We start from the raw sequence: 25,258 nt of genomic DNA, 5'->3' as shown, positions 1-25,258 counted from the left end.
CCTAGGATCGAAGCTCGGAGTCGATGAACCGGAACAGCTCCTCGGCGGTCGCCGGGACCTCCTCGGCCGCCTGCCCGCCCGGTCCCGGATCGCCCGGTCCCGGATCGCCCGGTCCCGGATCGCCCGGGGCTAGCCGGCCGAGCAGATGGTCGGCCAGCGCGGCCGGGGTCGGATGGTCGAACACGACGGTCGCGGGGAGCCGCAGCCCGGTGGCCTTGCCGAGCCGGTTGCGCAGCTCGACCGCGGTCAGCGAGTCGAAGCCGAGCTCCTTGAAGCTGCGGCCCTCCTCGGCTGCGTCCCCGGCGTCCCCGGCGTCCCCGGCGTCCCCGGGAGCCCGCCCGAGGACCGCCTCCACGTACTGGAAGACCGTCGCGGTCATCAGCTCCGCGCGGCGCGCCGGCTCGGTGTCGGCGAGCATCCGCGGCAGCGCGGGCCCGGCCCCGGAGGGGTCGTCGCCGGCCTTGGCCGGGAGTGCGCGACCGCGTACCAGGGCTCGCAACGGCGGGGCCGGATCGGGGATCTCCGCCAGCCTCGCGAGGTCCAGCCGGACCGCGGCCAGCGACGGCTCCGCCGCCGCCATCGCCGCGTCCAGCAGCGCCAGGCCACGTCCCGGTGACAGCGGCAGCAGCCCGGACCGCGCCATCCTGGCCCGGTCGACGGCGGAGAGCGAACCGGTCATGGCGCTCTCGGACCGCCACAGTCCCCAGGCGATCGAGGTGGCGGGCAGCCCCTCGCGGGTCCTGGCCGCGGCGAGGGCGTCGAGGAAGACGTTGGCCGCCGCGTAGGCCGACTGCCCGGCGCTGCCCACGATCCCGGCCGCGGAGGAGAACAGCACGAACGCGGCGAGGTCGAGGTCCCTGGTGAGCTCGTGCAGGTTCCAGGCGCCGTCCACCTTGGGCCGCAGTACCGCGTCGAGCCGTTCCGGGACGAGGTTGGCGAGCGTCGCGTCGTCCAGGACCCCGGCCGCGTGCACCACGGCCGTCAGGGGGTGCTCGTCCGGGACGTCCGCGAGCACGCGTGCCAGCGCGCCGGCGTCCGCCACGTCCGCGGCGGCGATCGTCACCTTCGCGCCGAGCCCTTCGAGCTCCTCGCGGAGCCGTCCGGCGCCCTCCGCCCGAGCGCCCCGCCTGCTCAGCAGCAGCAGGTGCCGGGCGCCGTGTTCCCCGGCCAGGTGCAGTGCGACGAGCCTGCCCACGCCGCCGGTCGCGCCGGTGACCAGGACCGTGCCGTCGGCGCGGATCGGCCGGGGAATCCTGAGCGCCACCTTGCCCACGTGCCGGGCGAGGCCGAGGTGGCGGACGGCGTCCGGCGCCCGCCCGGCGTCCCAGGAGGTGACCGGGAGCGGCGTCAGGATCCCGCCCTCGAACAGGCCCGCGAGCTCGGCGAGCATCCGGCCGATCCGGTCCGGCCCCGCCTCGGCCAGGTCGAACGCCCGGTAGTGCACGCCGTGCCGGGCGCGGACCTCATCGGGGTCTCGTACGTCCGTCTTGCCCATCTCGACGAACCGCCCGCCGGGCGCGAGCAGTTCGAGCGAGGCGTCCACGAACTCGCGGGCCAGCGAGTTCAGCACGACGTCCACGCCGCGCCCGCCGGTCGCCGCCCGCACCGCGTCGGCGAAGGACAGGTCGCGGGAGCCGGCGATCCTGCCGGGGGGCAGCCCCGCTCCTTCGAGCGCGGGCCACTTGGCGGGGCTCGCGGTGCCGAACACGGTCAGCCCCCAGTGGCGCGCCAGCTGGATCGCCGCCCCGCCGACGCCACCGGCGGCGGAGTGGACCAGGAGCCACTCCCCCGGGCGGGCGCCGGCGAGGTCGCGCAGGGCGTAGTAGGCGGTGAGGAACACCGCGGGCACGGTCGCCGCCTGGGCGAACGACATCCCCGTGGGGATGGGCACCAGCAGACGGTGGTCGGTGACGGCCTCCGGCCCGATTCCTCCGGGGATGAGGCCCATCACCCGGTCGCCCGGCTCGATACCGGTCACGTCGTCCCCGACCGCGAGCACCACCCCGGCGCCCTCGGTGCCCAGATCCGCCGCGCCCGGGTACATGCCCAGGGCGAGCATCGCGTCACGGAAGTTGAGACCGGCGACGCGGACGGCGACCCTGACCTCCCCGGCGCCGAGGAGCCTGTCCTCGACGGGCCGGTACGCCAGGTCGTCGGCCACCCCGCTCTCGGCCGCCTCCAGGCGCCAGTTGGCCGCGCCGGACGGTACCGGGTCGCGCCGCCGGAGCCGGAGCCGGGGCACCAGTGGCCCGCCGTCCCTGATCGCGAGCTGCGGCTCGCCGGACGCCACGGCGTCCAGGACCTCGGAGAGCGGTGTGGAGGCGGTCTCGGTGTCCACGACGACCACCCGGCCGGGTTCCTCGGCCTGCACGCTGCGGACCAGGCCCCAGACGCCGGCGCCGTCGAGCGCGCCGGCGCGCTCGCCCGGAACCGCCTCCACGGCGTGGCGGGTACGCACCACGAACAGCGTGCCGGCCAGCCTGCCGTCGGCCAGCCCCCGCCGGAGCGTGCTGAGCACCCGCAGCAGGGCGGCCCGGACCGCCTCCGGCACGGGCCCGGCCTCTCCGCCCGCCGGGACGACGAGCACCTCGGGCGCGGGCTCCCCGGCGTCCAGCGCCGCGAGCACCGCGCCGAGCTCCTCCTCAGTGTCTCCGGCGTCCCCGGTGACGCCGGTGGCGCCGAGGATCCGCACGCGTTCGCGCGGCACGCCGGCGCCGGGGCGCACCGGTTCCCAGGCGAGCTCGTACAGCGGGTCCTCCGCGCCCGCCGCGGTGAGGTCCGCCGGGTCGGCCACGCGGAACGTCACGGCCTCGACGCCCGCCACCGGGTCGCCCTCGGCCGTGGCCAGGTCGACCGCGACCGTGTCGTCCCCGGTGCGGCGCACGCGCACCCGCACCGCCGCGGGCGCGTCGGCGTACCGGGTGAAGCCGCGCCAGGCGAAGGGCAGCCGTACGGCGCCGTCGTCGGGGAACAGGCCCGCGAGCCCGACGGCGTGCAGCGCGGCGTCCAGCAGCGTGGGCGCGACGCGGTACCCGGGCGGGCCCTCCAGGAACACCTCCGCGAGGACGTCCTCCCCCGACCGCCACGCCCCGCGCAGGCCGCGGAAGGCCGGGCCGTAGTGGTAGCCCCTGGCGGCCAGGTCCTCGTACAGCCCGCCGACGTCGACGGGCACGGCGCCGGGCGGCGGCCACACGGCCGGAACCGGCCGGGCGGCGGGTCCGGGGAGCGGGGCGAGCGAGCCGACGGCGTGCACCGTCCACGGCGCGCCCAGCGGATCGCCGGTGTCCGCGGGCCGGGCGTGGATCCCGACCGGGCGGAAGCCGTCCCGCTCCGCCGGGCCCACGGTCACCTGGATCTCGACCGCGCCGGAACCGTCGAGCACCAGCGGGCGCCGGAGGGTCAGCTCGTCCACCCGCGCGGCACCGGCCAGCTCCCCCGCGTGTCCCGCCAGTTCGACGAGGACCGCGCCGGGGACCAGGACCGCGCCGTCCACCACGTGATCGCCCAGCCACGGCTGGCCGTCCAGGGAGAGCCGGCCGAAGAGCAGCAGGCCGTCCTCGGACGCCGCGCGCACGACCGTGGTCAGCAGTGGGTGCGCGACCGGTCGCGTGCCCGCCGGGGTCCCGGCGGGTGCGCGACCGGCCGCCGCCGCGTCCAGCCAGTACCGGTGCCGGTCGAAGGCGTAGGTCGGCAGGACCGGCACCCGTCCCCGGCGCTCGCCGAGGTGCCCCGGCCAGTCGACCCGGACGCCGTTCACCCAGGCCTCGGCCACCGACGTGAGCACCCGTGCCATGCCTCCGTCGTCCCTGCGCAGCGTGCCCAGTACGGCGGGCCGCTCGACTCCGGGAACGGCCTCCAGGATCTCCTGGACCCCCATCCCGACGACGGGGTGCGGGCTCACCTCGACGAACACCTCGTGCCCGGCCGCGGCGGCCGCCTCCACCGCGGCCTGCAGCAGCACCGGCCGGCGCAGATTGCGGTACCAGTACCCGGGGCTCCCGAAGCCGGTGCCGTCACCCGGCTCGATCCGCGCGCCGGTGACGGTGGAGAAGACGCCGACGGTGAACGTGCGGCCCGGCGCGGGCCGGGGCAGGATCTCCAGCAGCTCCGCCTCGAGCGCCTCGACCTGGGGCGAGTGGGAGGCGTAGTCCACGTCGACCGGCCGCACACGCACGCCCCGCTCCTCCAGCTCCCGCCGCACGCGGTGCACCGCCCCGACCTCGCCCGCGACGACGGTCGAGGCCGGCCCGTTGAGCGCGGCGACCGACACCGTGTCCCCGGCGTCCCCGGCGTCCCCGGCGTCCCCCGAGACGCCGAGTGCCTCAAGAACCGCGCGTACCCGCTCCCGCGATGCCGCGACCGACAGCATCGCCCCGCCACCCGCGATCGTGCGGATGGCCCGGCTGCGCAGCGCCACCACCGCCGCCGCCTCCTCCAGCGACAGCGCGCCCGCGGTGAGCGCGGCGGCGATCTCGCCCTGCGAGTGGCCGATGACGGCGGCGGGCCGTACGCCGAAGGACTCCCAGAGCGCGGTCAGCCCGGTCATCACGGCCCACAGGACCGGCTGCACCACGTCCACGCGCCCCAGGTCGGCGCCGCCGCGCAGGGCGTCCAGCAGCGGCCACCCGGTCACCGGGTCGAGGGCCGCGGCGCACTCGCCGACCCGCCGGGCGAAGACCGGGGACTCGGCGAGCAGCGCGCGGGCCATGCCCTCCCACTGCGTGCCCTGGCCGGGGTAGAGGAGGACCGGCACGCGCGGATCCCTCGCGTGCCCGGTCACCGCCGAGGCCGACGGCGCCCCGTCCGCGACGTCGGCCAGGGCGGCCAGCGCCTCCTCGCGGTCGCCGGCCACGACGACCGCGCGGTGGCCGAACTCGGCCCTGGTGGTCACCAGGGCCGCCGCGACGTCGGCCAGGGCGGCCTCCGGATACCGTTCCAGGTAGGCGCGCAGCCGCCGCGCCTCGCCCCGGAGCGCGCGCGCCGACCTGGCCGACAGGACCAGCGGGACCGGGCCTTCGAAGGGTTCGGGCTCCGGCGCGGGAGCGATCTCGGGCGCGGGCGGCTCCTCGATGACGACGTGCGCGTTGGTCCCGCTCATGCCGAAGGCGGAGACCCCGAACCGCCGCGGACGGTCCCCCGCGAGCCAGGGGGTGTTCTCGGTGAGCAGCGCGACACCGCCCCGGTCCCAGTCGACGTGGCGGGACGGCCTGTCGACGTGCAGCGTGCGCGGCAGCGTCCCGTGCTCCAGCGCCAGGACCATCTTGATGATCCCGCCGACGCCGGCCGCCGCCTGGGTGTGCCCGATGTTGGACTTGAGCGAGCCCAGCCTGAGCGGCGGGCGGTCCCCGCGCGCCGCCCCGTACGTGGCGAGCAGCGCCTGTGCCTCCACCGGGTCGCCCAGAGTGGTGCCGGTGCCGTGCGCCTCGACCGCGTCCACGTCGGCCGGGGAGAGGCCCGCGGCGCGCAGGGCCTCCTCGATCACCCGTTCCTGGGAGGGGCCGTTGGGCGCGGTGAGCCCGTTGCTGGCGCCGTCCTGGTTCACCGCCGATCCCTTGACCACTGCCAGCACGGGATGCCCGTTGCGCCGCGCGTCCGACAGCCGTTCCACCAGCAGCAGCCCGACGCCCTCGCTGAAGCCCGTCCCGTCGGCGGCGTCGGCGAACGCGCGGCACCGTCCGTCGGGTGAGAGCCCGCGCTGGCGGCTGAACTCCACGAAGGTCGCGGGCGTCGCCATGAGCGTGGCCCCGCCGACCAGCGCGAGATCACACTCCCCGCCGCGCAGCGCCTGCTCCGCCAGGTGGAGCGCCACCAGCGAGGACGAGCAGGCCGTGTCCACGGTGATCGCGGGCCCCTGCAGGCCGTAGGTGTAGGCGATCCGGCCCGACGCCACGCTCCCGGCGCTGCCGGTGCCCAGGTACCCGCCGTACTCGCGCGGATCGTCGGCGGCGGCGGCGACCGGCGCGGCCGGCTCCCGCGGCTCGTCTCGCGTCCCGGCGCCGGTCGCCTCGTCGAGGAAGCGGACCAGGGCGACCGGGTTCGGGTGGTCGAAGACGATCGTCCCCGGCAGGCGGACGCCGAGCTCGTCGCTGAGCCGGTTGCGCAGCTCCACCGCCGTCAGGGAGTCGAAACCGAGGTCGCTGAAGGAGCGTTCCGGGTCGACCTCCGCGCCGCCGGCGTGCCCGAGCACCGCCGCGACCGCGTCGAGCACGAGGTGGGAGGTGTTCGGCGCCGGTGTGACCGGCGCGTCCGTCGTGTCCGGTGCCGGCGCCCGCCGTACGGCCGCGGGCCCGCGGTGCCGGTCCGCCGCCCGCGGGTCGAGGCGCGCCGCGACCACCGCGGCGGTGTCCAGCCGCAGGACTCGGTCGAACAGCGCGGTCCCGTCGGCCTCGCTCATCGGCTTGATGCCCGCCCGGCCGAGCCTGGCGACGTCGCGGTCGGTGAGCTCGGCGCCCATGCCGGCGCCGATGTCCCACAGCCCCCAGTGGACGGTCACCCCGTGCCCGCCGGACAGCCGCCGCCGGTGGGTGATCGCCTCCAGGGCCGCGTTGGCCGCGCAGTAGCCGCCCTGCCCGGCGGTGCCGACGACACCGGCGACCGATCCGAACAGTACGAACGCGTCGAGGCCGGCGTCGCGCGTGGCCTCGTCCAGGTTGCCGGCGGCCACGGCCTTGGCCTCGATCATCCGGCGGAGCGCGCCAGCGGAGAGCCGTTCGATGGGCGCGTCCTCGATGACGCCCGCGGCGTGCACCACACCGGTCAGCGGGGTGTCCAGAGCGGCCAGCAGAGCGGCGAGGGCGCCCCGGTCGGACGGGTCGCAGGCCCGGATGGCGACGCGGGCGCCGAGCCCGGTCAGCTCGGCCTCGGCGCGGGCGGCGTCGGGGTGCCCCTCGCCACGGCGGCTGACCAGCAGGAGGTCGCGCACGCCGTGCCGCGTGACGAGGTGGCGCGCGATCCGGCGGCCGAGCGCGCCGAGGCCGCCGGTGATCAGCACGGTGCCGCCCGCGGCGCTGCGCGGCCAGGCCGCTCCGCCCGTCACGGCCCCGGCCCCGGGCTCAACCTCGGCGCCAGGCTCTGGCGCTGACTCGGGCTCGGGCTCGGGCTCGACCTGGACCTCGGCTCCGGGCTCGGTCTTGGCCCCGGGCTCGGGCTCCAGCTCGGGCGACAGCCTGGGGACCCGCGGCACGCCGTCGCGGAGCGCGGCCTCGGGCAGCTCGGTCCCGATCGCCGCGAGCAGCGCGGGGTCGGCGGCGTCGTCATCGCCGAGGTCCAGCAGCGCAAACCGGCCGGGGTGCTCGGCCCGCGCCGCCCGTACCAGGCCCCACAACGCGGCGGTCGAGGGCCGCGCCGTCTCGCCGTCGTCGACCGCGAGGCCGCGGGTGAGGAAGACCAGCCTTCCGCCTTCCGCCTCGGCCAGCCACCGCCGGACGGCCCGGCGTGCCGCCTCCACCTCGGCGTACGGGTCGTCGCCGTCGGCTGTGAGGGCGAGCAGCACGGTGCCCGCGAGCCGCTCGGGGAGGGACCCGGCCACCGTGAAGTCACCGGCCGCGGGCGCCGGTGGTGCCACGGCCTCCCAGCGGAGGCGGTACAGCCCCGCGGCGGACGGCAGCGGGCGCAGCCGCAGCCGCTCCACGGTCAGCACGGCCTGCCCGTCGTCGCCGACAAGGTCGACCCGGTAGGTGTCCGGGTCCGTCGGAGCCGCCGGGGTCAGGTGTGCCCGCACCCTGGTCGCGTGCGCGGCGTGCAGCCGCACGCCGTCCAGGGCGTAGGGGACGCGCCGCGGCCCGTCGATCCCGTGCAGCGAGATCGTGTGCAGGACGGCGTCGAGCAGAGCCGGGTGCAGGCCGTACCGGGTGGCCTCCCCCCGGAGCGGCGCGGGGAGCTCCGCCTCGGCGTAGAGGTCCGTCCCGTCCAGCCAGGCCGCGCCCAGTCCCTGGAACGCCGGCCCGTACTCGTAGCCGTGCTCGGCCAGCAGCCGGTAGGCCGCCTCGGGACCGCCCGCGTCGAGGCGGGTTCCGCGCCCGAGGGGCAGTGCCGTGCGGCTGGGCGTGACCTCGCCGTCGGTGAGCACCGCGGTGACATGGGACGTCCATCCGGCGCCCGCGGCGCGACCGCGCAGGGTGAGTTCCCCGGCCGCGGACACGCTCACCTGGAGCTGGGTCTCCGCGGTGCCGTCCAGCTCCAGCGGTGCGTGCATCACGAAGTCGCCCAGTGCCGGACGGCCGGCGCTCGCGCCGATCGCCAGGGCCAGCTCGGCCAGCGCCGCGGCCGGGACGAGCACCCGTCCGTCGACGCGGTGCTCGGCCAGCCACGGCTGCCTGCGCGCGGACAGCGCACCGGTGAACAGCCGCGCCCCGTCCGGCAACTCGGTCGAGGCCGTGAGCAGCGGATGCGGGGAGGCGTCCAGCCCGTAGGTCGCGGGCCGCCCGTCGTCCTCGGCCGGCAGGAGCCAGTAGTGCCGTGTCTCGAACGGGTAGGTGGGCAGGTCCACCAGCCGGCCACCGGACAGGAGCGGCCCGAAGTCGACCGGTACGCCCGCCGCGTGCAACCGGCCCAGCGCGGTCCTGAAGGTGGCCGCCTCCGGCCGTCCGGGCCGTAGCAGGGGTACGGCGAGCACCCCGCCGGCGCTCTCCCGCGCCATCGCGGCGAGCGATCCGTCCGGCCCCAGCTCGGCGAACCGGGTCACCCCGGACCGGTGCGCCGCGCGTACCGCGTCGGCGAACCGCACCGTCCCGCGGAGTTGCGCGACCCAGTAGTCCGGCGCCGACATCTCCCGCTCGCCGGCGAGCGCCCCGGTCACCGTCGAGATGACGGGGACGCGGGGGGCGTGGAAGGACAGCCCGGACACCACCCGGCGGAACTCGTCGAGGACACCGTCCATGTGCGCGGAGTGGAAGGCGTGACCGACCTTCAGCCGCGCGGCCTTGCGCCCGGCGTCCCTCCATCGCCCGACCAGGCGGTCGATCTCGTCCGCGTCGCCGGACAGCACCGTCGCCACGGGGCCGTTGACGGCGGCGATCTCCACCCTGCCGTCCGAGGTGGCGGCCAGCTCCACGGCCTCGGCCTCGGTGGCGGCGAAGGCGGCCATCGTCCCGCCCTCCCGGGCGGACTGCATCAGCCTGCCCCGCGCGGCGACCAGCGCGCAGGCGTCGGCCAGGCCGAGGACGCCCGCGACGTGGGCGGCGGCGAGCTCGCCGACGGAGTGGCCGATCAGGAAGTCCGGCCGCAGCCCGTGGGACTCGGCCAGCCGGTACAGGGCGACTTCCAGGGCGAACAGCGCCGGCTGGGCGTGTTGGGTCCGCCGCAGCGGGTCCGGGTCGCCGGTGACCAGTTCCCGCAGGCCGACGTGGAGGAGCGGTTCCATCGACGCGGAGATCTCGTCGAACGCCTCCGCGTAGGGTGTGGACGTCTCCAGCAGCTCCGCGCCCATCCCGGTCCGCTGGGTGCCCTGCCCGGAGAAGAGGAACGCGAGCCGCTGGTCGGGAAGGGCGCGTCCGTCCTCGACCCGGGGGTGACGCCCGCCGTCGCGAAGCGCCGCCAGCGCGGTCGCCGCGTTCGCGGCGTCGGCGTCGACGACGGCCCGGTGCTCGAACCGGGGGCGCCGGGCGAGGGTGAAGCCGATGTCACGCAGCTCGGGCGCCGTGCCCGAGGTGAGGGCGTCGTGGAGCGCCCCGGCCTGCGCCCGCAACGCCGTCGCGGTCTTCGCCGACAGGACGAGCGGCACCTGGCCTCCGCCGTCCGGGACGTCCCCGAGCTCCGGGTCCACGGGTGCCTGTTCGAGGATGACGTGGGCGTTGGTGCCACTGACCCCGAACGACGACACCCCCGCCCGCCGCACCCCACCCCGCTCCGGCCAACCCACCGAATCACGAAGCAACTCCACCCCCGACCCGTCCCACCCCACCAACGGCGACACCTCCCCCACATGCAACGTCCGCGGCAACACCCCCCGCCGCAACGCCATCACCATCTTGATCACACCACCCACACCCGCCGCCGCCTGCGCATGACCGATGTTCGACTTCAACGACCCCAACCACAACGGCACCTCCCGACCCCGCCCATACGCCGCGATCAACGCCTGCGCCTCGATCGGATCCCCCAACCGCGTCCCCGTCCCATGCGCCTCCACCACATCCACCTCACCCGGACCCACCCCCGCATCCGCCAACGCCCGCGCGATCACCTCCTCCTGCGCCCGCCCATTCGGCGCCGTCAACCCATTACTCGCCCCGTCCTGATTGACCGCCGACCCCGCCACCACCGCCAAAACCCGATGCCCCAACACCCGCGCCCGCGACAACCGCTCAACCGCCACGACGCCTACGCCTTCGGCCCACCCCGTCCCATCGGCTCCCGCCCCAAACGCCCGGCACCGCCCATCGGCCGACAACCCCCGCTGACGCGAGAACTCCACGAACATCCCCGGCGACGCCATCACCGCCACCCCACCCGCCAACGCCAGCGAACACTCCCCCGACCGCACCGACCGCACCGCCAGATCCAACGCCACCAACGACGACGAACACGCCGTGTCCACCGTCAACGCCGGACCCCGCAACCCCAGCACATACGCGATCCGCCCCGACGCCACACTGATGCTGCCTCCGGTGAGGAGGTAGCCGTCGGAGGCGCCGTCGCCCTCGTGGAGCCGGGGCGTGTAGTCCGACGCGGTCGCGCCGACGAAGACGCCCGTGTCGCTCTCCTTCAACGACAGCGGATCAATGCCCGCCCGCTCCAGCGCCTCCCACGCCACCTGCAACAAAAGCCGCTGCTGCGGATCGGTGGCCAACGCCTCCCGCGGACTCATCCCGAAAAACCCTGCGTCGAACCCACCCGCCTCCCGCAGGAAACCGCCGTGCCGGGTGTAGGAGGTGCCGGGACGCTCGGGGTCGGGGTCGTAAAGGGTCTCCAGGTCCCAGCCGCGATCCGCGGGAAACTCCCCGATCGCGTCGGTCCCCGACGACACCAGCTCCCACAACTCCTCCGGCGAGGCCACCCCGCCCGGGAACCGGCACCCCATCCCCACGATCACCACCGGATCGGCGCCGTGACCGCCCGTGGCGGCCGGTGCGTCCGGGACGTCCGGGGCCGTACCGCCGGTCAGGTGCCGGACCAGGGCGGCGGTGGTGGGATGGCCGAACAGCGTGGCGGCGGGCAGGTCGACATCCAGGGCGGCGCCGACTCGGTCGCGCAGCTCGACCAGGCCCAGCGAGTCCAGGCCCAGGTCCTTGAAGGTGGCGTCCTGGTCGACGCGGGCCGGATCCGAGAAGCCCAGCACCGCCGCCACCTCGTCGAGGACGCGGCGCTCCACGTCGGCCGTCCCGGCCGTCCCGGCCGTCCCGGCGGGAACGGCGGGAACGGCGGGAACGGCGGGAACGGATCCCCGGCCGGGAGCCGGGTTCTCGACGGCGGCCGGCCCCTGGACGGGACCGACGTCCAGCCAGTGGTGCTCACGCTGGAAGGGGTAGGTGGGCAGGCCGACGCGGGGACCGCCGGGCGGGAACACCGCATCCCAGTCCAGCGGCACACCGGCGGTGAACAGCCTCCCGACGGCGACCTCGACCTCATCGTGCCTGCCGAGGACCGGCACGAACGTCGCCGCCCCGCCCTCCGCCTCCCGGCCGAGACCGCTCAGGGCCGCCCCGGGGCCCGCCTCCACGAGGATCCCGGCACCCAGCTCGCGAAGCCGGGCGAGCCCGTCGGCGAACCGCACCGGCCGGCGGGCGTGCTCCACCCAGTATTCCGGATCGGTGCTCTCGACGAGCTCACCGGTCACGGTGGACACGAACGGGATCCGGGATCTGCCGAACGGGATCCCGGCGAGCACCTCCCGAAAGTCGTCGAGCACCGGGTCCATCAGCGGGGAGTGGAACGCGTGGCTCACCGAAAGCCGGTGCGTGCGGTAGCCCCGCGCGGCACCGAGCGCGGCGACCTCCCCCAGCGTGCGCGTCTCCCCCGCGACGACCACGGACTCCGGGCCGTTGACCGCGGCGATCACCGCGGTCCCGCCGGCCCTGGCGACCAGCTCGGCGACGTCCGCCTCCCCGGCGCCCACGGCGAGCATGCCGCCGCCCGCGGGCAGCGACTCCATGAGCCGGCCTCTGGCGACGATCAGCTCCGCGGCGGAGGACAGGTCCAGGATGCCCGAGACGTGTGCGGCGGCCACCTCTCCGATGGAGTGACCGGCCAGGAAGGACGGTTCGACGCCCAGGGAGGCCAGCAGGCGGAAGGTCGCCACCTCGACCGCGAAGATCGCGGGCTGGGTGAAGGCGGTCCGGTCGAGCAGCCGGGCCTCGGCGCTGTCCGGCTCGGCCCAGACGACGTCCTTGATCGGGCGTGGTAGCCGATCGTCCAGGGCGGCGGCCACCTCGTCGAACGCCGACCGCCAGACCGGGAAGTCCCGGTGCGCCCGGCGTCCCATGCCGAGCCGCTGACTGCCCTGCCCCGGGAACAGCACCGCGACCGGCGCGGTCCCGGACCGTCCCGTCACGACCCCGGCCGCCGGACGGCCGCCGGCCAGCGCGTCCAGTCCGGCCGGCGCGTCACCGGTGACGGCGGCGCGCCACTCGAACGCGGTCCGCGTGGTGGCCAGGCTCCGCGGCAGCCCCGGGGGGATCTCGCCGTGCTCCGCGATGAGGTCCCGCAGCCGCGCCGCCTGCTCCCTCAGCGCGGGCTCGGTCCTGGCGCTGAGCACCAGGGGGGTCCGCGGCGCGCGAGCGTCCGGCTCCCGAGGAGATTCGGGCGTCTCAGGACGTTCGTACGGCTCGGGAGCCTCGGCCACCACGATGTGGCAGTTGGTCCCGCCCATACCGAAGGAGCTGACGCCGGCGACGAGCCGCTCGTTCTCCCGTGGCCAGGCGCCGCCCCGATCGCGTACCGCCAGGCGCCAGGCGTCCAGATCGATGTCCGGGTTCGGCTCGGAGTAGTTGAGGCTCGCGGGCAGCCGGCGTTCGCCGACGCTGAGAACGGTCTTCAGCAGGCCGGCGATCCCGGCCGCGCCCTCCAGGTGCCCGATGTTGGTCTTGACGGAGCCGACGTGCAGCACCGGACCCCCGTTTCGGGCGAGGTCGAGGGCCCTGGCCTCCACCGGGTCCCCGACCCGCGTGCCGGTGCCGTGCAGCTCGACGTACTGCACGTCGGACGGCGACACCTCGGCCGCCGCCCATGCCCTCCGGATCACCTCGGCCTGCGCCTCCGCGCTCGGCACGGTGAGCCCGTCGGTCGTGCCGTCGTTGTTGACGGCGCTCCCGAGCAGCACCGCGTAAACGCGGTCACCGTCCTCGACCGCCGCGTCCAGCGGCTTGAGCAGCACCAACCCGGCGCCCTCACCGCGAACGTAGCCGTTGGCCCGGCGGTCGAAGGTGTGGCAGCGCCCGTCAGGGGACAGCCCGCCGAAACGCGCGACCGCGGCGGTTCCGGCCGGGTCCACGATCAGATTCACGCCGCCGGCGAGCGCGAGCCGGGTCTCGCCGCGCCGCAGGCTCTCGACGGCCAGGTGCACCGCGACCAGCGACGACGACTGGGCGGTGTCCACCGCGATGCTCGGCCCCCGCAGGCCGAGGGCGTAGGACACCCGGTTGGCGATGATGCCCCTGGTCGTCCCCGTGAGCGTGTGACGCCCGATCGCCGAGGCGCGCGACAGCGCGGCGTACTCGTCGGCGATGGAGCCGACGAACACGCCGGTCGCGCTGCCCGAGAGCGTGGCGGGGACCAGGCCCGCGTCCTCCAGCGCCTCCCAGGCCAGCTCCAGCACAAGCCGCTGCTGCGGGTCCATCGCCGCGGCCTCGCGCGGTGAGACGCCGAAGAACCCGGCGTCGAACCCGCCGATGTCATCGAGGTAGCCGCCGTACCGGACGCCCGGGTTGTCCCGGGCGATTCCGGCCAGGACGGCGGAGGAGTCCCGGTGTCCGGGGATCTCGCGGACGGCGCCGCGCCCCTCGTCGAGCAACCGCCAGAAAGCGCGCGGGTCCGGCGCCCCCGGGAGGCGGCACGCTGTTCCGATCACCGCGATCGGCCGGGACACCTGCTGGTCGTTGCTGCTCAACTGCTGCCTCACTCTCGCTCGTGACGGCATGACGGCGTGGCCGTACGAGGCCGTGGGTGTGCGGTGTCGTGGGTGTGCGGTGTCGTGACGGTGCGCCGCGCGGCGGGAGGAACGGCGGGGTCAGTCCCGGCCGGTGAGCGCCAGCCACACCGTCTCCGCCACGTCCCGCGACCGCGGGGTCAGGTAGAAGTGATCCCCGGGGAAGGTCCTGAGCCGGAACCCGCCGGAGGTGTTGTCCCGCCACCGCTCCACCTCGGCGACGGCCGCCAGCGGGTCGCGGTCCCCGGTCAGCGCCACGATCGGGCAGCCGACCCGCGCGCCCGGCGCCGGGACGTACGCCCGCAGGGCGCGGTAGTCGCTGCGCAGCGCCGGAAGGACGAGATCGCGCAGGTCCTCGTCCTCCAGTGCCAGGGGGGAGGTCCCGCCGAGGCGTACGACCTCCTCGATCAGGGAGCGGTCGTCACGCAGGATCGCCGGGTCGACCCGGGTCAGGGCCGGAGCGCGCCCGCCCGAGACGAAGAGCAGATCCGGGGCGGCGCCGAGGCTCCGCCCGCCGAGCAGCGCGGCCTCGAAGGCCACCAGGGCGCCCATGCTGTGCCCGAAGAAGGCGAGGGGCGCGGCCGGCCGCTCCTCGGCGACCACCGCCGCGATCCGGCGGGCGAGTTCCCGCAGGTCCTCGACGGCCGGTTCGCCGCGCCGGTCCAGGCGGCCCGGGTACTGGACGGCGAGCACGCGCACCGCCGGCGAGAGCTCCTGGGCCAGCGGGACGAAGAAGCCGGCCGACCCACCGGCGTGGGGGAACACCACCACGCAGGGGGCACCGGCGACGGCCGGGGCGAACTGCCGCAGCCAGTCGCTCCTGGTCGACGTCCCCGTCGCGGTCATCGGCCCGTCCTCGCGCGGGCCGCCCCAAGGGCGGCGGTGAGCGCCGCCGTGACCCGGGGGTCGGCGTCGGGCCGCATCTCCTGTATCGCGAGCAGGCTCCACACCCGGGTCTCCGCCAGGTACGACGGGGCGCCGTGCACGTCGGGGTGCTCGATCAGCCTCAGGTCGCGCACGGAGCGCCTGAGCCGCTCGGTGTCCCCCGGGGGGATTATCTCGTCCCCGGTCGCGGTCACGGCGGCGAACGGGATCTCCAGGTCGCGCAGGCTCCGGTCGTCGAGCGCCCAGTGCCGGATGTGCGCGAACACCGCGTCGGGCGACACGCCCGCCAGGTGCGCCAGGGTGTCCCTGGTGATCCTCGGCACCCGCGCCTGCCAGGCGGTGTCGGTGAAGAAGTCGTGGATCGGCGTCCCGTTGCCGACCAGGCCACGGATCCGCCGATCGCGCAGCGCGGCGGCGATCGCCAGATGACCGCTGAAACTCAGCGCGAGCAGATACGTCTCGGACACCTTCGCCCGCCCGGCCAGGGCGTCCAGTATCGCCGGGAACAGCCGCCAGCCGTCCGGGCCGTACCGCAGGGGGCTCTCGCCGACGCCGGGGAGTTCGGCCACGACCCCGGCCATCCCGAAGGCCGCGATCTGCGGCAGCACCGGGGCCCACTGCTCCTTGGGGCTCACGATGCCGCCGGTCACCACCAGCAGCGGGCGAGGCTCCTGGGCGGACAGGCCCGTGGCCCACACCTTGACGGGGAGCCCGCCGACCTCGACGGTGACCGGTTCGATCCCGGGCTGCTCCCGCCGCCAGCGTTCGAACGCCTCGACGCAGCGCGCGAGGGCCCGTTTGCGGCCCGGACCGTCGACGAACGGGAACCGTCCCATGTTGTAGTACTGGCAGGCCGCCAGCGTCTCACCCGCGGCCTCCGCCTCCTCCCCCGCGCGGATCCACTCGTGGGGCCACGAGCCCGGCTCGTCACCGGTGTCGGAGGTGATCCGCTCCAGCAGGCTCGCGTAGTGGCCGGCGGGCAGGTTCTGTGAGATCGCGTGCGCCACCACGAACCGCTTGAGCTCGGACAGGTCGTTCATCGAATGCCTCCAGCGCGTCCTTGATCTCGGTGAGTACGTCGGCGCCCTCCGCGCCGTCGATCACGCGGTGGTCGAACGCCATGGAGAGCCGCATGACCGGGGCGATCCCGATCGCGCCGTCCCGGACGACCGGGCGGTCGGCGATCCGGCCGACCCCCAGGGTGATCGTGGTGCCGCCGACGGAGTGGAAGCCGTCGATCGCCCGGTGACCGAGCGAGGTGACGCTGAACGTCCCGGTGACGGCGGGCCGCCGGTCGAGCAGTCCCGCCGCCTCCCGGAACCGGTCGAGCGCCACCTGCCACGGGAGCCGCCGCAGGGCCCGGATACCGGCGAACTCCTCGGCGGTGTCGGGGTCGGCCTCGATCGCCCGGTCCAGGTGCGCCTGGACATCGGCGAGGCTCGCGTTCTCCAGGCGGGGGATCACCGTCGCCAGCACGACCCGGCGGCCGTCCAGCGTCTTGTCGAGGGTGACCTTCGCGGCGACGGTGTCGTACGTGGCGACCACCGGGTCCAGTCGGCCCTGGATCGCCGCGTTCGCCTCTGGGTGCTTGCGCAGCACGTCCGCGGCCGCGTGCACGACGTAGGAGACGACCGACCGGCGCTCACCCGCCCGCCGGGCCCGCTCGCGGCCCGCGACGATCGCCGTCGCGTCCACCTCGGTGTCGAGGAAGACCGGCGAGAAGTCACGGATCTGGTCGAGGAAGAAAAGGGTGTGGCGGCGCTGGGTGGCGAAAGGCTGCTCGGTCAACGGTTCACCATCTCGTAGATCGATTCGAGGTTCGCCGCCTCCAGGAAACCCGGTAGCGACAACGGCTTTCCCAGGTGCTTCTCCAGCAGGACGAGCATCGCCAGGAGCCGCACCGAGTCCCAGCCGGAGAGATCGTCGAAGGCCCGCCCCAGGTCCCCGGCGTCGATGTCGAGCCCGATCTCGTCCTGGAGCAGGTCCACGAACTCCGCCCGCGAGATCCCGGCCGTCATCGGCCACGCTCCAGCGCGAGGCCGGCCTTGATCCACTTACTCGACTCGATGGCCACCGCGACCGCGCGCGACGGCGTCGCCATCTCGGACAGCAGGCGGTCGAGCTGGAAGAACAGCAGGGCGTTGCCGTTGTTACCGGTCTCGCCGACGCAGGAGATCTCCTTGGCCGACGAGAAGTCCAGCCGCTTGGCGATCTTGCCGGTCATGGTGACGGACAACTGGGGAGGCAGCAGGTAGTCGACCTGGTCCCGCTCCCAGCCGAGGTCGTCCAGCAGTTCCTCGGCGACCTCCTCGGCCAGGACGGGCACGAGCCTCTCGATGGCCTTGTAGTCCTCGCTCGCCGGCGCCTCGGCGGCATCGCGGTCCGCCAGGCCGTACCACCGCAGGATCTGGCCGGGGACGCGGTCCAGGCCCGACAGCCTGGTGAGCACCGACCGGACCACCGGCGCCTGGGGGTGGTCCTCGGTGCTGAGCACCGCGGCGCCCGCGCCGTCACCGAACAGCAGGTAGTTGACCACCTCGTCGGGCGGCAACGCGGCCAGGTCGACCTTGACGTCGTAGTGCTTGGCGATGACGTCCCCGCCGATCACCAGCGCGGTCCGGTATCGGCCGGTGGCCAGCAGCGCGGCCGCCACGTCGAAGGTCTGCACGGCTCCCGAGCAGCCCGATTGGAGCTGGAAGGTCGGCACGCCGTCGATGCGCAGCCGGTCGGCGATCACGTTCACGGTGGTCGGCATCAGCGTGTCCGGCGTGGCGGTGCCGAGCACCACCACGTCGATCTCCTCGGCGGAGATCCCGGCGCGGGCGAGGGCCTGGACCGCCGCGAGCTCGCCGAGATCGGCCAGGTCGTGGCGGCGCTCGCCCGATTTCAGGTCGATCGCGAGGTGCCGGGTCCGCGTGCCGATGAAGGTGTCGACCCACTGCTGCCAGAGGCGGTCCATGCCGAAACGCTCGGCCAGTGCGGCGGTGTCGATGGGAGGCCCCGGCAGGGCCGTCCCCACGGACAGAACTCGTATCGGGCTTTCCCCCATGCTGCTCCTCCATCGAGCCGTGTCCGCGTCACGCGTGTCGTCGTCAGGCGGTCCGGTCCGGCAACTCCCGAGGCGGCGCCGCGGATCCCACGTCGGCCTTCCGCGTCGGAACGCTAATGACGCCTGCTAAAGCAGCACTAAGCGAGCGATGAACCGCCCTGCCGGAGGGGCCGGCGACAGAACGCCCCCGTCCCGGCCCCACCGGGGAGCGGGCCCGCCAGGGAGCGGGCCCGACGGGACTTCGGGGGCGGAGCCGAGACCGGGGCGGTGCCGTCCGTCCGCCCGCGAGGCTCGCCCGCCGATCCGGACCCGGCCGGTGGACGGTGGTGGGGTCGTCCCGCACGGGCCCGGCGAGGTCCTGGCCGACGTCAGGAGCTCGTGAGGATGACGAGTCGCTGGGTCGCCCGGGTCATCGCGACATAGCGGTCGACCGCTCCTTCGACGCCCCCGCCGAACGCCTCCGGGTCGATGAGGACGACCAGGTCGAACTCGAGCCCCTTCGACAGCTCCGGGGTCAGCGACCGGACGCGGGACGTCGCCCGGAACGTGGGATCGCCGATGACGCAGGCGATCCCGTCGGCGTTCGCGGCGAGCCAGGTGTCGAGGACCGAGCTCAGCTCCGAGGTGGATCCGTGGACGACGGGGACGCCGCCGCTGCGGATGGAGGTCGGCACGTTGGCGTCCGGGAGCACGGCCCTGATGACCGGCTCGGCCTCCGCCATGATCTCCTCCGGCGTCCGGTAGTTGACGCTCAGGGAGGCCAGGTCGATCCGGTCGAGCCCGATCCGCTCGAGCCGTTCCCGCCACGACTCCGTGAACCCGTGCCTGGCCTGGGCGCGGTCCCCGACGATGGTGAAGCTCCGGGACGGGCAGCGGAGCAGCAGCATCTGCCACTCCGCGTCGGTCAGTTCCTGGGCCTCGTCCACGACGACGTGCGCGAACGGGCCGGCGAGCAGGTCCGGGTCGGCGCCGGGCGGCGTGGTCCCGTCGACCAGGGCATCCTTCAGGTCCTGTCCGCGCAGCATCGTCACCGCGCCCTCACCGTCGTCGTCGGCCTCGAGCAGGATGTCGACGACCCTGTCCATGTGCTCGCGTTCCGCGGCGACGGAGGCTTCGTGCCGGCGCCTGCGTCGCGACGCCTCCGGGTCGCCGAGTCGCTGCCGTGCCGCGTCCAGGAGCGGCAGGTCGGACACCGTCCAGGCCTGGGCGTCCGCGCGCCGCAGCCTCCGGACGTCGTCGGGGCCGAGCCAGGGCGCGCACATCCGCAGGTAGGCGGGTACCGACCACAGGTCTCCGACGAGGTCGGCCGCCTCGATCAGCGGCCACGCGCGGTTGAAGGTCGTGAGCAGCCGCCTGTCCCGCAGCAGCGACTTGCGGAGCAGGTGCTCCGGCGCGTCGCCGTCGTGCTTGTCCACCAGGATCGTGAGCAGCTCCTCCCAGATCCGGTCGCGCGCCTCGTTGTGCGGGGTACCGGGTTCCGCCGCCTCGAAAGCCTCGGCCCAGTCGTCGGCGCTCAGCCAGATGTCGGACCAGTCGGTCGTGACCGTCATCCCCTCGGCGGGCGGGTTCTCGTAGAACCTGACGGCCGGCTCGATCGCCTTCACCAGGTCCGCGGACGACTTCAGGCGGGCCACGTCCGGGTCGGTCTCGATCGCCGCCGCGGCTCCCTCGGCGACGAGGTCCCGCAGGGTGCAGGTCCGCACGCCCTCCTCTCCGAGGCTGGGAAGGACGTCGGCGACGTAGGCCAGGTAGGGCTGGTGCGGACCGACGAACAGCACGCCACCCCGGCGGTGACCGAGGCGAGGGTCGGAGTAGAGGAGGTAGGCCGAGCGGTGCAGGGCGACGACGGTCTTCCCCGTACCCGGACCGCCGTCGACGACGAGGGCGCCGCGGGATCCCGCGCGGATGATGGCGTCCTGGTCGGCCTGGATGGTGGCGAGCACGTCTCGCATCCGGGCCGACCGGTTTCCGCCCAGGCTCGCGATGAAGGCGGACTGGTCGTCGAGCGCGGCGTGTCCCTCGAACCCGTCCGCGGTGAACACCTCGTCCCAGTAGTCGCTGATCCGGCCGAGGGTCCAGCGGTACCTGCGGCGGCTCGCCAGACCCATCGGGTTGGCGTGGGTCGCCCCGAAGAACGGCTCGGCCGCCGGGGAGCGCCAGTCGAGCAGCAGCCGGCGGCCCGCGCTGTCCGTGAGGCCGAGCCGTCCGACGTACACGGGCTCGGGATCGTCCTCGCCGACCATGCGTCCGAGGCACAGGTCCAGGCCGAAGCGCCGCAGGGCTCGCAGGCGGGCGGTGAGCCGGTGGATCTCCAGGTCCCGGTCCAGCGCCTGCCGGCCTTTGCCGCCGGGCGACTTCCGCTCGGCGTCGAGGCGGCCGGACAGGTCGGTGATCGACTGCTGGAGGCTCTCCGCGATGGCCGCGAAGTGCTGCTCGTCGCCGGCGATCAGCGCCGGGTCGGCCTTGGGGGTGAGGTGGTCGGGAAGGTCAAACGCGCTGTCGGTCACACGCACTTCGTATTCCCCGTTTCCGCAGGTTCCGGCTTCGGCGGATGATTCTGCAGCACGACCCGGGTCTTGCCGCAAGCCCCCCGGTGCGCTATACGTTGAGAGTGGAAAGGAGCGGTTGCTCCTCTTCCCCCTCATCGTCCGTCGTGGACGGACAGGCCCTTCGCGAGGCGGCGGCACTCCGCGCGCGCCGGTGGCGTCGGCCCGGGAGGATCACCACAGGCCTACGCGGCAGCCGCCCCGGCCGGTGACGACGACCTCGGAATACCCGGTGTACGGGCGTCCGGACGTGCGGTCAGGTCATCTCCATCCGGTCACGCAGGATCGCGACGCCGTCGCCGCCGAGTTCGTCACAGTACGTCGTGCGCCCGGTCATGGCCATCGTGAGCGCCAGGGTGGTGCCGGACACGAGCGCGCCGGAGCCGGTCGCGAAGGGGCCGTCGTCGGCGACGAGCCGCAGGCCACGGATCCGTTTCCCGGTCGGAACGACGAGGTCGGAGCCCTGGTAGTACTCGGCCAACAGGGTGAGGGTCGTGATCGGGTAGTCGCGGCGAATGCCCAGCGGTCGCCGGATGTCCTCCGCGTGCACGATCACTTCGCCCAGCATCGCCGCGACCGGCAGAAGCGGGCTGGTCGTGCTCGTGACGACGCGGCGGAACCTGTCGTGCGTCTCGGCCGCGTTCGCGCCCAGCTGCTCGGCGAGCCGCATGGCGACCTGCTTGTCAAAGTCGAACCGGCAGCGGATCACGCCCGCCAGCCACCGCGCCGGAGTGATGCCCGCCCCCGAGGCGAGGTGCGCCAGCACCTCGCGCACGGTCAACCCGGTACACAGTGACGGCGTCGCCCACTGCTCGTCGGTCAGATTCGCCAGGTCGGCCGCGAGGGCCGCCCGCTCGGCGTGGACCAGTGGCCAGATGCCGGACGCGCGGCGCCGGCTCGCCTTCGGCGCCGGATCGGCCATTTCGGGCGGCGTGTTGTCGTGGGTCATGGGAGTCCTCGTGGCAGTCGGTGGGAACGGTCACAGGGTGAGACCTGCGCCACGGGGCGAAGTCGTCGCTCGTGAGCAATCTTTTCGCAGGTGATCCGGGTTGTCGTGGGTGCCCCTTCGGGTCGTCGGCGATCGCGGCGGTCAGGGCCGCGGAGTCGGCGGTCGTCGCGATCAGTGCGCGGGTGACGCCGCCCGGGGGTCGTCCTCCTCGGGCTTCTCACCGCGGGCCTCCTCGGCGCCGGTGTCGTCCGGCCCCGAGCCGCCGGCTCCGCCGCTCGCCTGGTCGAGTGGGTGGGCGATCTCGTCGGCCGGCATCCGCGCGAGCAGGATCGCCAGGATCGCGATGGGGAGCGGCAGGAGACCGGCGATGACGAACGTCGGGCCGAGGCCGATCACGATGCTGATCGGACCGGCGAGCGCCATCGACACGGGCATGAAGACGAGCGAGACGAAGAAGTCGAGGCTCGACACCCGGCCGAGCAGGGCGGGCGGCACCCGGCGCTGCAGCAGCGTGCCCCAGATCACCATCGGCGCGCTGAACAGCGCGCCGGTGATGAACGTGCCGAGGGCGATCACCCAGACGTCGTCGGCCAGCCCGATCAGCACGAACGGGAGACAGGCGACGCCCCACATCAGGTTCATCGTGGTCAGGTAGCGCCTCGGCAGCTTGCGGGACGCCATCGCCAGCGAGGCCAGCGCACCGCTGACGCCGAAGGCGGCCATCACGATCGCGTGCTCCTTCGGCCCGCCGCCGGCGCCGTCCTTGACCGCGAACGGGATCAGGACCTCTATCGGACCCATCGTCACGAGGATCATCAGCGAGGCGAAGATCAGCGTCGCGAACAGCCACGGCGTCCTGACCATGTAGACGAAGCCCTCGCGCAGGTCGGTCAGCATCGACCGTACGGGATGCCGCAGCTCGTCCGGGCTCCGGTCGCGCCGGAGCGGAACGGGCCGCAGCAGGACCAGGAAGATCGTCGCCGCCACCTGCGTCACGGCGCCCGCGGTCAGCGCCGCCGCCGGCGAGTAGGCCGCCACCATGAAGCTCGCGACCGCCGGGCCGGCGGCCTGCATGACGATCGGCCGCAACGTTCCCTCGACACCGTTGGCGGCGAGCAGGTGGTCGGCCGGCACGATCGAGGGCAGCATCGCGGAGTAGGCCGGGTAGTAGAAGCCGCTGCCGACGCCCCGGAGGAACGCGATCGCGGCGAGGTGCCAGATCTCGATCACGCCCAGCAACGCGAGTGCCGCGATCAGGATGGCCGCCCCCGCCAGGACCAGTTCGGTGACCAGCAGGACCCGGCGCTGCGGCAACCGGTCGGCGATCACGCCACCGAGCAGGACCGTGGCGACCATGCCCACGGCCGAGCCGGTTGACACGATCGAGAGCTCGGCGGCTCCGCCGTCGAGCGCGATCACCTGCCACACCATGGCCATCAGCCACAGGCCCTCGCCCAGCATTGACGCCGTCAGGGAGCCGACGAGCAGGCGATACTGGCCGTGCTGGAACGGCCGGAATGGCCCGCGAAGCCATCGCGGGGCGGTTCCACCGGCAACGGTCGGTTCGGTCATGCACCACTCCTCAAACCAGCGCCCGGTCTCTGCCCGCGCTCGCAGAAACCCTGTCAATGACCCGACCGTAGAACCTCTACCTCGGTTCAGGGCAAACCCGGGCGGTGCTTCACCGGTTCGTTAACCGGCGTGCCGGCGGCCGTGTGGGTGGCGGGGGCGCCTGGTGTCCAGGTTGCCGGTCAAGATGTTGAGGATGCCGGGGAGTTCCGCCACCGTCTCGGCGGGCAGGCCGGTCACGGTCTCCTCCGCCAGGGCGCACCACAGTCACTTGACCTGGTCGGCCGGCGCTCTGCCGCTGTCGGTGAGTTCGACGACGCTCGCGCGCCGCCGGCCCGCGTCCGTTCTAGGCGGGCACCACGATGGGAGTTCCGGCGACCGGGTCGGGGACGATCAGGCAGGAGAGGCCGAAGACCTTCTCGACCAGCTCTGCGGTGACCACCTCGCTCGGGGGCCCCTCGGCGACGATGGCGCCGTCGGCCATGGCGATGATGTGGTCGCAGAAGCGGCAGGCGAGGTTGAGATCGTGCAGCACGGCGACGATGGTCTTGCCGGACTCGGCGTTGAGCCGGCGCAGCAGCCGTAGCAGCTCCACCTGATGGTTGATGTCCAGGAACGTGGTGGGCTCGTCGAGCAGCAGCAGGTCGGTGTCCTGGGCCAGCGCCATGGCGACCCAGACCCGCTGCCGCTGCCCGCCGGAGAGAGCGCGCAGCGGGCGGTCGATCAGATCGGCCGTGTCGGTCGCGGCCAGTGCCCGGGTCACCGCCTCGTGGTCGCGGTCGGTCCACCGGCGAAACCAGCCCTGGTGCGGGTAGCGGCCACGGGAGACCAGGTCGGCGACCGTGATGCCGTCAGGCGCCACGGGGGTCTGCGGCAGCAGGCCGAGCACCTTGGCCACGTCGAGAGTGCTCAGCTCGCCGAGCGTCCTGTCGTCGAGATACACGGTTCCCCGGCGTGGTTTGAGCAGCCGGGCCAGGCCGCGCAGCAGTGTCGACTTGCCGCAGGCGTTGGCGCCGACGATCGCGGTGACCTTTCCGTCGAGTACGGAGACGTCGAGGTCGTTGATGACGGCTCGATCGTCGTAGCCCAGGGACAGGCCCTCGGCGCGGAGACGGCTCATCCGCCTGCTCCTTGTCGGTTCGTGGTGGCCAGCAGCCACAACAGGTACGGTGCGCCGACCGCGCCGGTGACCACACCGGTGGGCAGCGCTGTCGGCAGCAGATGCGCGGCGACCAGGTCGGCGGTGAGCAGAACCACCGCACCCACCAGGGCGGCGGCGACCACGCCACCGCTGGCGGGCCCCAGCAGCCGGTTGGCGATCGGTCCCGCGACGAGCGCGACGAAGACGAGGGGCCCGGCCGCCGCGACGGCCAGCGCGACCAGGACCACGGCGATGGCCAGCAGACCGGCGCGGGCGAGCTCGGTGGGCACGCCCAGTCCCCGCGCGGCGTCGTCGCCGAGTTCGAGCACGCGAAGCTGCCGTTGCAGCAGCACGGCCAGGGGCAGCAGGACGACCAGCGCGCCGAGCAGGAGCCGCAGCTCGGTGTCGCTCGCCTGGCCGACCGAGCCGGTCAGCCAGTGCATCGCCTGGCGTGCCTCGAACAACTGGGCCCGGGTCAGCACGAACCCGGTGAGCCCCTCGAAGAAGGCCGCCACACCGATGCCGATCAGGATGAAGCGGTAGCCGCTCACGCCGTCGCGCCAGGCGAGCACGTACATCAGCAGCGCGGCCACGATGGCCCCGCCCAGCGCGAGCCCGGCTATGGCGATCCCGCCGACGTGCAGGAACACCAGGCCGCTCACCGCGGCCAGGCCGGCGCCCGAGGAGATGCCCACGAAGTCGGGTGAGGCGAGGGGATTGCGGAGCAGTTGCTGGAAGATCGTCCCGGACGCGCCGAGCGCGAGCCCGACCGAGAGCGCGGTCGCGGCGGTGGGGAGCCGCAGGCCCAGGACGACGAAGTCGAGGCTCGGGTCGTCGATCGTACCCAGCAGCGACCCGACCACCTCGGCGGCGGAGAGACGGAAGCTGCCCACCATCATGGTCACCACGAACAGGGTGGCGACGGTCGAGGTCAACGCGAAGATCACTACCACGATCCGGGCCGTACGGCCGCGCCGGGTGGCGCGAACGGCGTTGGAGACGGTTCTGAGGGCGTCGTGAGTCATGGCCATCCGGG

Annotated in this window: 11 protein-coding genes; all 11 read right to left on the bottom strand. The window is 74.3% G+C overall.

Features of this window, described 5'->3' with window-relative positions; all coding sequences use genetic code 11:
* Position 1: 1 nt before the first annotated feature.
* Positions 2 to 14,044, bottom strand: a complete 14,043-nt coding sequence (locus tag OG587_RS28885) for an SDR family NAD(P)-dependent oxidoreductase (RefSeq protein ID WP_329080655.1) — start codon at positions 14,042 to 14,044, stop codon at positions 2 to 4.
* Between the two features lie 120 nt (positions 14,045 to 14,164).
* A complete protein-coding gene (locus OG587_RS28880) occupies positions 14,165 to 14,929 on the bottom strand; it encodes a thioesterase II family protein (RefSeq protein ID WP_329080654.1) in 765 nt (254 codons plus the stop codon).
* Positions 14,926 to 16,008 carry an alpha/beta fold hydrolase gene (locus tag OG587_RS28875; RefSeq protein WP_329080653.1) on the bottom strand — a complete coding sequence of 361 codons (1,083 nt, stop codon included), beginning with the start codon at positions 16,006 to 16,008 and terminating at the stop codon, positions 14,926 to 14,928. Before OG587_RS28875 ends, OG587_RS28880 begins: the two co-directional genes overlap by 4 nt.
* Positions 15,896 to 16,756, bottom strand: coding sequence for a 2-oxo acid dehydrogenase subunit E2 (locus OG587_RS28870; RefSeq protein ID WP_329080651.1), 861 nt, complete (start codon positions 16,754 to 16,756; stop codon positions 15,896 to 15,898). Before OG587_RS28870 ends, OG587_RS28875 begins: the two co-directional genes overlap by 113 nt.
* Positions 16,753 to 16,986 (bottom strand): acyl carrier protein, encoded by a 234-nt coding sequence (locus tag OG587_RS28865; RefSeq protein ID WP_329080650.1) that lies wholly within the window; start codon positions 16,984 to 16,986, stop codon positions 16,753 to 16,755. Before OG587_RS28865 ends, OG587_RS28870 begins: the two co-directional genes overlap by 4 nt.
* Positions 16,983 to 18,017 (bottom strand): 3-oxoacyl-ACP synthase III family protein, encoded by a 1,035-nt coding sequence (locus OG587_RS28860; RefSeq protein WP_329080649.1) that lies wholly within the window; start codon positions 18,015 to 18,017, stop codon positions 16,983 to 16,985. The genes OG587_RS28865 and OG587_RS28860 overlap by 4 nt, the downstream gene beginning before the upstream one ends.
* Before the next feature lie 368 nt (positions 18,018 to 18,385).
* The gene (gene helR, locus OG587_RS28855; protein ID WP_443075253.1) at positions 18,386 to 20,524 is read right to left on the bottom strand and encodes an RNA polymerase recycling motor ATPase HelR; all 2,139 of its coding nucleotides are present in this window, start codon (positions 20,522 to 20,524) and stop codon (positions 18,386 to 18,388) included.
* 295 nt (positions 20,525 to 20,819) lie between these two features.
* Positions 20,820 to 21,485, bottom strand: a complete 666-nt coding sequence (locus OG587_RS28850) for a maleylpyruvate isomerase family mycothiol-dependent enzyme (protein WP_329094051.1) — start codon at positions 21,483 to 21,485, stop codon at positions 20,820 to 20,822.
* 198 nt (positions 21,486 to 21,683) lie between these two features.
* Positions 21,684 to 23,084, bottom strand: a complete 1,401-nt coding sequence (locus OG587_RS28845; protein WP_329080645.1) for an MFS transporter — start codon at positions 23,082 to 23,084, stop codon at positions 21,684 to 21,686.
* Between the two features lie 343 nt (positions 23,085 to 23,427).
* A complete protein-coding gene (locus tag OG587_RS28840) occupies positions 23,428 to 24,201 on the bottom strand; it encodes an ABC transporter ATP-binding protein (RefSeq protein ID WP_329080642.1) in 774 nt (257 codons plus the stop codon).
* Positions 24,198 to 25,253, bottom strand: coding sequence for a FecCD family ABC transporter permease (locus OG587_RS28835; RefSeq protein ID WP_329080640.1), 1,056 nt, complete (start codon positions 25,251 to 25,253; stop codon positions 24,198 to 24,200). The genes OG587_RS28840 and OG587_RS28835 overlap by 4 nt, the downstream gene beginning before the upstream one ends.
* Between the last annotated feature and the right edge of the window lie 5 nt (positions 25,254 to 25,258).

The organism is Streptosporangium sp. NBC_01469 (assembly GCF_036227305.1).
In the GTDB taxonomy this organism is placed as follows: domain Bacteria; phylum Actinomycetota; class Actinomycetes; order Streptosporangiales; family Streptosporangiaceae; genus Streptosporangium.
The sequence above is the reverse complement of the archived record's forward strand: the minus strand, read 5'-3'. Positions and strand labels throughout refer to the sequence as shown.

Coding starts and splice junctions, on each gene's coding strand:
- OG587_RS28875 (WP_329080653.1), bottom strand. CDS start 16,008: ATGAACGACCTGTCCGAGCTCAAGCGGTTCGTGGTGGCGCACGCGATC.
- OG587_RS28860 (WP_329080649.1), bottom strand. CDS start 18,017: ATGGGGGAAAGCCCGATACGAGTTCTGTCCGTGGGGACGGCCCTGCCG.
- OG587_RS28880 (WP_329080654.1), bottom strand. CDS start 14,929: ATGACCGCGACGGGGACGTCGACCAGGAGCGACTGGCTGCGGCAGTTC.
- OG587_RS28835 (WP_329080640.1), bottom strand. CDS start 25,253: ATGGCCATGACTCACGACGCCCTCAGAACCGTCTCCAACGCCGTTCGC.
- OG587_RS28850 (WP_329094051.1), bottom strand. CDS start 21,485: ATGGCCGATCCGGCGCCGAAGGCGAGCCGGCGCCGCGCGTCCGGCATC.
- OG587_RS28845 (WP_329080645.1), bottom strand. CDS start 23,084: ATGACCGAACCGACCGTTGCCGGTGGAACCGCCCCGCGATGGCTTCGC.
- OG587_RS28865 (WP_329080650.1), bottom strand. CDS start 16,986: ATGACGGCCGGGATCTCGCGGGCGGAGTTCGTGGACCTGCTCCAGGAC.
- OG587_RS28840 (WP_329080642.1), bottom strand. CDS start 24,201: ATGAGCCGTCTCCGCGCCGAGGGCCTGTCCCTGGGCTACGACGATCGA.